The sequence below is a fragment of the Sphingomonas segetis genome, from assembly GCF_009720245.1.
Lineage (GTDB): Bacteria > Pseudomonadota > Alphaproteobacteria > Sphingomonadales > Sphingomonadaceae > Sphingomicrobium > Sphingomicrobium segetis.
This window is the reverse complement of sequence record NZ_WJSQ01000133.1, coordinates 1-7,639: the sequence shown is the minus strand read 5'-3', so window position 1 is coordinate 7,639 and position 7,639 is coordinate 1. Positions and strand designations below refer to the sequence as shown.

Below are 7,639 nucleotides of genomic sequence, written 5' to 3'. Positions count from 1 at the left end.
GCGCTACGGTGACCGCGGCGGCTTCGGCGGCGGCGGCGGTGGCGGAGGAGGCTTCCGCGGCGGCGGCGGTGGTGGAGGCGGCTTCCGCGGCGGCGGCGCAGGCGGCGGCGGAATGCCCCCGCAGGTCGTCGGCGAAGGCAAGGGAGTCGTCAAATTCTTCAACCCGCAGAAGGGCTTCGGCTTCATCGTGCGGGATGATGGCGGGGAGGACGTGTTCGTCCACATCTCGGCGGTCGAGCAGGCGGGTCTCACCGACCTGGCCGACGGGCAGCCGCTTGAGTTTACGCTCGTGGACCGCGGCGGCCGCATCTCGGCGACCAACCTTCGGATCGAGGGCGAACCGCTCGCGGTCGAACGCGCGGAACGCGGGCCGCAGCGTCAGCTGACCGGCGAAAAGGCGCAAGGGACCGTCAAGTTCTTCAACGCGATGAAGGGCTTCGGCTTCATCCAGCGCGACGACGGCCAGCCGGACGCTTTCGTGCACATCTCGGCCGTGGAGCGCGCGGGGATCCCGACGCTCAACGAGGGCGACCGGCTCGAGTTCGAGCTCGAGGTCGACCGCCGCGGCAAGACCGCCGCGGTAAACCTTCAGCCGATCAGCTAAGCCGAATCGGTTCGGGGGCGAGGGGGCCGGCGGAGCTCGCTTTGCCGGCCCCTTTCCGTTGCTACATCGCGCTTGCGTAGAAGCTCGCGAGGTCCGCCTTGAGCTGCTGGGCCGAGGCCGGGTCCGTGTACATCATGTGGCCCGCCGGATAGTAAGTGTAGCGGATGTTCGCTTGCAGCTCCGGCTCGAGCGCCATGTGTCGGAACTCATATTCGGCTCCGTGGAACGGCGTGGCGAGGTCGTAATAGCCGTTCACCGACAGGACTTTCATGCGCGGGTTCTGGCGCATCGCGCTGGCAAGATCGACGCTCGTGTCGGCGATCTGCTGCTGCCCATCGGGTGCGCGGTGGGTGAAGTCCCAGCTCGAATCGCCGCCATAGACCGCGCCATAATTGTTCGGACGGTAGACGAGCGGAGTCTTGTAGCCGAGGTCGCGGAACAGATAGTCGTTGAGCGCGCCGACGAACGCGCCGGTGATCGCGCTTCCCTGCGGATCGTAATCGGCGCCCTCGCCGACATTGTCGGGCTCGGTCCCGACGTAGCGCGAATCAATTCGCCCGATGACCTGGTGCCGGTCGCGAAGAAGCTCGCGCTGGAAGCGGTTCGGCTGCACGCGCAAGTTGGAGCGCAGGATATAATCGGCGGAAAGGCCGGTCAGCTGCGCCATCTGCCGGGCGACCGACTGCCGTTCCTCCGCGCTGACGGCGTTCCCCTTCTGCAGTGCCGCCGCATAGGGGCCGCTGGCAAAGTCTCGTGCCTCGCCGATGAAGCTCTCGAGCGGCGGCTTGTTCGCGATCTTCCCGTGGTACCAAGCGTCCGCCGCATAGGTCGGAAGGAAGTTGACCAGCGACTGGTCGCCCTGAAAGTCGGCGAAGTTGAAGACGGTCGACACAAACGCGATGCCGTTCAATTGGACGCCGGCGTCGAGCAGCGAGTTCGACAGGCCCGCCGCGCGGGTGGTCCCGTAGCTTTCGCCGATGATGAATTTGGGGCTATTCCAGCGCTGGTACTTGGTGAGGTAGCGCTGGATCGTCCTGGTGAACGCGTCGAGGTCCTTGTCGACCCCGAAGAAGTCCTTCGGCTCGGCCTTGCCGATCTCCCGCGACAAGCCTGTAGTCGGCGCGTCGATGAAGACGAGGTCGCTGACGTCGAGCAAGGTGTCGGGGTTGGCGCCGTAGCGGAATGGCGGCCCGGCGATCGTCTCGGGGATCGAGGCGTCGACCTTGATCGGGCCGACCGAACCCATGTGCAGCCACATGGTCGAGGAGCCCGGGCCGCCGTTGAACAGGAAGGTCACCGGTCGCGGCTGATTGCTCGGGATCGTGTAAGCGACGTAGAACATGCTCCCGGTCGGCTCGCCCTTGTCGTTGCGGATCGTGAGGTGCCCGGGCGTGACCGTGTAGGACAGGGTCCGGCCGTGAAACGGAATCGACCGCTTGACCGGCTGCGCGTCTTCCTCGGCGCTCGCCTTGACCGTGTCGGCGTCGACCTTCTTGGTGTCTTCCTTGGCCTCCTTGGTCGGCACGTCGCCGGCGGGCTGCTCCGCGGCATAGGCTGCACTCGACAGGAGCAGCGACAGGGCAATCAGGGTGAGACGCATCATTGTCCTTTCATCGGGATGGGCTTGCCTTGGGCCATGACGTAACCGACGCGCTGGACCGCAGTCGGATCGGTTAGCGGGTCGCCGTCGACGGCGATGAGGTCGGCCGACTTGCCAGGCTCCAGCGTGCCAGTTTCGTTCGACAGACCCATCAGCGCGGGCCCGCCCTTGGTCGCGGCGACGAGCGCGTCGCGCGGGCTCATCCCGCCCTTGGTGACCATCAGCTCGAGCTCCTTGTTGGCCTCGGTGTGCGGAGCCACCGCGCTGTCCGTGCCGAGCGCGATGTTGACACCGTTGCGATAGGCGAGATTGAGGCCCTTGCCCCAGACCGCGAAGGTCTGGCGAGCCTTGGCCTCGGAGGCCGGCGCAAGCTTGCCCGAGCCCATGACGCGCTCGACGCCGCTGAACGCCATCAGCGTCGCTACATAATAAGTGCCGCGCGCCTTCATGTCGTTGACGCCGGCATCGTCGATGAAGGTGCCGTGCTCGATCGAATCGACGCCTGCGCGGACGGCGGCGTCGATACCTTTCGCACCGTGCGCGTGGGCGGCGACCTTGAGGCCCATGAAATGAGCCATGTCGCAGATCGCCTTCATCTCGACATCGGTGAAATGCTGCTCGAGACCGCGCGTGCCGGGATCGAGGACGCCGCCGGTGGCCATGATCTTGATCACGTCCACGCCGGTGGCTGCGAGGTGGCGCACCACCTTCTGGCATTCGTCGGGCCCGGTGCAGACGGACGGACTGAGGTGCGCCTCGTCGACGGCTTCGGCGAGTTCGGGCGGGAGGCCCGTCGCCGCATCCGCATGACCGCCCACGATCGAAAGCGGCTCGCCGGAAACCTTGATGCGCGGGCCGGGGAAGCGGCCTTCGGACACGGCATCGCGGATGGCGATCACGGCGCTCGTGTCGCCGCCGAGGTCGCGGACCGTCGTGAAGCCGCCCTGCGCCATTTCCAGCGCATGGGTCAGCCCGACGGTCGCCGCATAAGGTGCCGAATATTTCTGGGTGAAGCCCATGTACCAGGGCTCGCCCGACGTACCCGTCAGGTGGACGTGGACGTCGGTCATTCCCGGCATCACCGTCCGGCTGCGCTGGTCGACGACGATTGCCCCCGCCGGCGCGGTGAAGCCGTTGTCGATGCGCGTGACCCTGCCGTTGTCGACGATGACGGTGGATGCGCCGCGCTCGGACTGCGCCGCGTCGACGATCAGGCGCCCGGCCTGGATCGCATAGGTCTGGGCGCCCGCTGCGGCGGCCATCGCCAGCGCCGCCGCGCCGGCGAGCAGATGCTTGATCATGAGTCCCCCTCTTCCCGGAAGAGGCGCACGGCTTAGCGCGCGTTCGGCCGCAGCTTCAAGTTGCCATCGCCTGCAGGGTCGCCAGTCGGTCGGCCTCAGCCGCCGGTTTGTCGATGCGGATGCGGCTGATGCGCGGGAAGCGCATGGCGAGTCCGGACTTGTGACGCTTGCTCGCGTGGATCGAATCGAACGCGACTTCCAGCACCAGGCTCTTCTCGACTTCGCGGACGGGCCCGAAGCGCTGCACCGTGTGGCCGCGAATCCAGCGGTCGAGCCACTTCAATTCTTCGTCCGTGAAGCCGAAATAGGCCTTGCCGACCGGCAGAAGCTCGCCTGAATCGCTCCAGCAACCGAAAGTATAGTCGCTGTAATAGCTCGACCGCTTGCCCGAGCCGCGCGCGGCATACATCAGCACGCAGTCGGCGGTCAGCGGATCGCGCTTCCATTTGTACCACAGGCCGGCGCGGCGGCCCGCGACATAGGGGCTGTCGCGGCGCTTGAGCATGATCCCCTCGATCGCGACGTCGCGAGCGTTGAGGCGCAGGTCCCCCAGCTGCGCGAAGCTCTCGGCGTCGATTAGCTGCGAAACGTCAAACCGCTCCGGATCGAGAGGCGCCGTCAATCGCTCGAGCCGCGCGCGCCGGTCGCTCCAGCTCAGCTCGCGCAGGTCCTCGTCGCCGTCGAATAAGACGTCGTATAGCCGGACGAATGCAGGATAGGCGCCAATCATCTTCTGGCTGACGTTCTTGCGGCCGAGCCGCTGCTGGAGCGCGTTGAAGCTCGCCGCCGCACCGCCGTGAACGTCGGCGACGCCCTGGTCCTCGCCGCGCACGAGCAGCTCGCCGTCGAGCACGCCCCTAGTCCGGAATGCCTCGGCGACGTCGGGGAAGCTCCCCGAAATGTCGTCGCCGGTGCGGCTGTAGAGCCGGGTCTCGCCGCCGGCATGGACGAGCTGGACCCGGATCCCGTCCCACTTCCACTCGGCGGCATAATCGTCGAGCGACACTTTGGCATTCTCGAGTGGGTGCGCGAGCATGAACGGGCGGAAGACCGGCACGTCGCGCACTGCCGGCTGCGGCGATCGGCCTTCGGCCCAGTCGAACAGCTCGGCGAAAGGCGGAGCGAGGCCGTGCCAGACTTCCTCCACGGCTTCGACCTGGAGGCCGAAGGCATCCGCGAATGCCTGTTTCGCCAGCCGCGCATTGATCCCGACGCGCAGGCCGCCGGTCGCCAGCTTGAGCAGCGCGAACCGGCCGGACGCGTCGAGATGGTCGAGCATGGAGGCGAGCACATGCGGCGCCTCGATACGCGATGCCGAGCGCAGCCGCTCGACGGCGTTCGAAATCCGGATCGTGGCGTCGTCCACCTCCGGGACGCCGTCCGCGGCTGTCGGCCAGAGCAGCGCCACCGTCTCGGCCATGTCGCCGACATAGTCGCGGCTCACATAGAGCAGCACGGGATCGACCCGTTCCTCGGCGATGGCGCGCACGGCGGCGTGCTTGACCGTCGGGATACTGAGCGTGCCGGTCAGCGCGGCGAGGCCGTAGCCGCGATCCGGGTCTGGCGTCTCCCTGAGATAATCGCCGATGAGCTTCAGCTTGGTGTTGCGCGAACGCGTGTAGACGAGATCGTCGAGCAGCTGCGAGAAGGCGCGCACGCGCCTCTAATGCATGAAGCGCCTTGCGGTGTCAGTGAAGTCGGACCGCGAGGGCGGCGAGAATCGTGCTGCAATCGGTTTCGGAGCGGCTGTCGATCGCATCGTCGACATGTTCCAGGCACGACTGAACGGCGATGCGATGGCCTGGAAGGAGCGCGAGCTGCGCCGAGCAGCGCGCCAGCCCTTCCAGGGTCGCGAGCCCGTTCGCGACCGCGAGCTGCCGAATGGCGTCCATCTTGGCGTAGAGTTCCAGCGGGGAGATGCGCGGGCCAGCATCGCGGATTTCGGCGAGGCGAAGGCCAACCTGCATCCTCACGTTCGCCAGCGGATCGGCTGCCATAAACCCCCTCCTGTGAGGAACCCTTGAACGGAGGTTGTCGCAAGAAAGTTAAGCTGCCGTTACGAACCTGTGGCGATTGCCCCGCATGTGCTAGTTTGTGCGCAATTCCGCGTGGGGCCCGCGTCATGATCCTTCGCCGAGTCCGCGAGCACGTGACCGGTCACAACTGGTTTGCGGTTGGGGTAGACTTCATCATCGTCGTCGTCGGCGTCTTCGTCGGCATCCAGGCGAGCAACTGGAATCAGGCACGGGCCGAGCGTAGCCAGGGGCGCGAATATCGCGCGATGCTTCTGAACGACCTCGACTCCAATCTCGAAAATCTCGCGACCCGAAAGCATTATTACAGCTGGGTCCGAAACGAGGCGTTGGCGATGCTCGCGGACCTCGATCGACCTGCAAGCAGCCTCGACCAGCAATTCCTGGTGCACGCCTATCAGGCGACGCAGATCCTGCCCTGGGCGCTCAAGCGCAATACCTACGACGAGATTGTCTCGACCGGCGCGATCGCCAGTCTTGGCGACCCCCTCCTTCGCGACAAGATTTCGAATTATTACGTCACGTCCGACGTGACCGGCGCAAATATTTCGGTCGTTCCACCGTACCGCGACATTGTCCGGCGGGTGATGCCCTACGCTGCCCAACAGGCCATCCGCGCCCATTGCAACGAGCGGATTGTGCCCAACAGTCGCGGCTCGACCGACATGATCCTGCCCGAAGGGCGGTGCGAGCTCGGCCTCGACTCGGAAGTGGTCAGGCGCTCGGTGGTCCAGGTGCACGAGTGGCCGGGGCTGGAACTGGATCTTAACCGGCAGATCGTCGACCTCGACCAGAAGCTGCTCAGCGTCGATGCTATCTCGGCCCGGGCAACGGCCCTCAAGGCTGCCTTGAAGGACGCCGATCGCTAGGCGCCAATGTTGACAAATGCGCGGGTCTCCATCAGAGGCTCGGCGCTACGGGCGGCGGAAGGCCGCTTTTTGTTTTTCAAGCATTTGGGACTGTCCGATGGCCAAGCCGGCAACCGTCAAGATCAAGCTCGTCAGCACCGCGGACACGGGCTTCTTCTATGTGACCAAGAAGAACCCGCGCACCCAGACCGAGAAGCTGAGCTTCAAGAAATACGACCCGCGTGCGCGCAAGCACGTCGAGTTCAAGGAAGCCAAGATCAAGTGACCGGGCGGCATAGCCGCGACGGAGTCATCCCCGCGAAAGCGGGATTCCAGCACAAGAAATAGTCTGGGCTCCTGGCGTCGCAGGAGAACTAAACCCGCTCGACTGCCTCGTGCCTACCCGCGAGCAGCTCGTCGACCGTCTGTGCGAATCGTGCGACGGAGATCGGCTTCGACACATAGGCCTGCGCGCCCGCAGCTCTGATTCGTTCCTCATCGCCACGCGCGGAGTAAGCGGTCACCGCCATGATCGGCACCTCGGCCAGCTTGTCGTCGCCGCGGATCATCTGGATCAGCTCGAGCCCGCTGACGTGCGGGAGCTGGATGTCGGTGATCACCAGGTCCGGCGAGAAATTGCGTGCGGCGTCGAGCGCGTTGCGGCTGTCGGTCACGGCCTCCGGCTCGTGTCCGTGCGCGGCGAGCAGGTCGCAGAACAACTTGATGTTCAGCGCATTGTCCTCGACGATCAGGATCTTCGCCATTTCTCGCCCCCACTAGCTAGCGGCTGAATGTAAGGTTTTGCTTCGCGATACGCCAACCGATCCCCCACGGGACTGTGCTGCTATTGCCCTTGCCGCGCTTGCGGCAACGCTTGGTGACCCGCGGCGGGCTCAACGGTTCATCGACCTGACCGGAATCGGGACAGACGAGCTGCGTCGCCGCATCGCGGAACCGGCGCTCCTTGCTGCCGCCATACGCTTCCTCGAAGCGCATGAGCCGGATCTCGTGTCCGTTTCGGAGGCGCTTGGCGTCGCGCCGGATGTGCTCGTACAGGCGCGGCGGGAACTGGAAGAAGGACAGGGATGAAGACGATTCTGATCACGGGCGCGACGGCCGGGTTCGGCGAGGCCGCGGCGCGCAAGTTCGTCGCGGGCGGCTGGCGCGATTTCGCCTGCACGTCGCCCATAGCAAGCCCGTCGAAAGTGCCGAGCCCGGCCTCGAGCGCTGCCATTGCCAAGATCGACGGCGTG

9 protein-coding genes are annotated in these 7,639 nt (G+C 65.8%); 4 read left to right on the top strand and 5 right to left on the bottom strand.

What is annotated here, in order from left to right:
• On the top strand, positions 1-604 hold a 604-nt coding region (locus GH737_RS16005; RefSeq protein ID WP_155264967.1), incomplete at its 5' end, for a cold-shock protein.
• 61 nt (positions 605-665) lie between these two features.
• Here GH737_RS16005 and GH737_RS11595 read toward each other — a convergent pair.
• From GH737_RS11595 to GH737_RS11580, 4 genes are read right to left on the bottom strand one after another with little or no spacing between them, the layout of a single operon-like run.
• The gene (locus GH737_RS11595) at positions 666-2,207 is read right to left on the bottom strand and encodes a S10 family peptidase (protein WP_230558779.1); all 1,542 of its coding nucleotides are present in this window, start codon (positions 2,205-2,207) and stop codon (positions 666-668) included.
• Positions 2,204-3,505 (bottom strand): metal-dependent hydrolase family protein, encoded by a 1,302-nt coding sequence (locus tag GH737_RS11590; protein ID WP_155264966.1) that lies wholly within the window; start codon positions 3,503-3,505, stop codon positions 2,204-2,206. The genes GH737_RS11595 and GH737_RS11590 overlap by 4 nt, the downstream gene beginning before the upstream one ends.
• A 55-nt stretch (positions 3,506-3,560) precedes the next feature.
• Positions 3,561-5,162, bottom strand: a complete 1,602-nt coding sequence (locus GH737_RS11585) for a cisplatin damage response ATP-dependent DNA ligase (RefSeq protein ID WP_155264965.1) — start codon at positions 5,160-5,162, stop codon at positions 3,561-3,563.
• A 31-nt stretch (positions 5,163-5,193) separates the two neighbouring features.
• Positions 5,194-5,502 (bottom strand): hypothetical protein, encoded by a 309-nt coding sequence (locus tag GH737_RS11580; RefSeq protein WP_155264964.1) that lies wholly within the window; start codon positions 5,500-5,502, stop codon positions 5,194-5,196.
• Positions 5,503-5,627: 125 nt separating this feature from the next.
• On the opposite strand from GH737_RS11580, the gene GH737_RS11575 reads away from it, so the two are divergent.
• Both GH737_RS11575 and rpmG read left to right on the top strand, forming a co-directional pair.
• A complete protein-coding gene (locus tag GH737_RS11575; protein WP_155264963.1) occupies positions 5,628-6,407 on the top strand; it encodes a hypothetical protein in 780 nt (259 codons plus the stop codon).
• A gap of 97 nt (positions 6,408-6,504) precedes the next feature.
• A complete protein-coding gene (gene rpmG / locus GH737_RS11570; RefSeq protein WP_155264962.1) occupies positions 6,505-6,672 on the top strand; it encodes a 50S ribosomal protein L33 in 168 nt (55 codons plus the stop codon).
• 88 nt (positions 6,673-6,760) lie between these two features.
• Here rpmG and GH737_RS11565 read toward each other — a convergent pair whose 3' ends face one another.
• Positions 6,761-7,150 carry a response regulator gene (locus GH737_RS11565; protein WP_155264961.1) on the bottom strand — a complete coding sequence of 130 codons (390 nt, stop codon included), beginning with the start codon at positions 7,148-7,150 and terminating at the stop codon, positions 6,761-6,763.
• 37 nt (positions 7,151-7,187) lie between these two features.
• Here GH737_RS11565 and GH737_RS11560 point away from each other — a divergent pair, with 37 nt between their 5' ends.
• Positions 7,188-7,475: a DUF3572 family protein gene (locus tag GH737_RS11560; RefSeq protein WP_155264960.1), complete on the top strand. Its 288-nt coding sequence runs from the start codon at positions 7,188-7,190 to the stop codon at positions 7,473-7,475.
• Positions 7,476-7,639: the final 164 nt, after the last annotated feature.

What these genes read in the sequence shown, in the direction of transcription:
- GH737_RS11595 (WP_230558779.1), bottom strand. Translation starts at nt 2,207, where the DNA reads ATGATGCGTCTCACCCTGATTGCCCTGTCGCTGCTCCTGTCGAGTGCA.
- GH737_RS11590 (WP_155264966.1), bottom strand. Translation starts at nt 3,505, where the DNA reads ATGATCAAGCATCTGCTCGCCGGCGCGGCGGCGCTGGCGATGGCCGCC.
- GH737_RS11580 (WP_155264964.1), bottom strand. Translation starts at nt 5,502, where the DNA reads ATGGCAGCCGATCCGCTGGCGAACGTGAGGATGCAGGTTGGCCTTCGC.
- GH737_RS11575 (WP_155264963.1), top strand. Translation starts at nt 5,628, where the DNA reads ATGATCCTTCGCCGAGTCCGCGAGCACGTGACCGGTCACAACTGGTTT.
- rpmG (WP_155264962.1), top strand. Translation starts at nt 6,505, where the DNA reads ATGGCCAAGCCGGCAACCGTCAAGATCAAGCTCGTCAGCACCGCGGAC.
- GH737_RS11565 (WP_155264961.1), bottom strand. Translation starts at nt 7,150, where the DNA reads ATGGCGAAGATCCTGATCGTCGAGGACAATGCGCTGAACATCAAGTTG.